Here is a 247-nt window from a genome sequence, read left to right on the forward strand (position 1 = left end):
GGATAAACTTTGAGCAAAGCCTCGATAGAAAAACACAGCTGATTGACATCTACCGCGCCAATATCTAGCGATACTCTGACATTCTGCAGACGACTGTCTTGCTGCTCGACCGTCTGCGCGATTTGTCGGCAGATATAATCACAGTCTGCAGGATTGGCACTACTTAGTCCTACAAAGTCCAATATGCCAAAATTCAGTATCGATGAACGTACATGCTGGTAACTTTCTAAGCGCTCTGATATCACGC

At 45.3% G+C, this 247-nt stretch carries 1 protein-coding gene; it reads right to left on the bottom strand.

Going from position 1 to position 247, the window contains the following annotated elements; genetic code table 11:
- A partial coding sequence (locus AAEY57_RS20765; RefSeq protein ID WP_350608754.1) for a type VI secretion system baseplate subunit TssE occupies window positions 1–247 on the bottom strand: 247 nt, incomplete at both ends.

Origin of the sequence: Pseudoalteromonas sp. MER144-MNA-CIBAN-0113, from assembly GCF_040308965.1 — a bacterium.
Lineage (GTDB): Bacteria > Pseudomonadota > Gammaproteobacteria > Enterobacterales > Alteromonadaceae > Pseudoalteromonas > Pseudoalteromonas tetraodonis.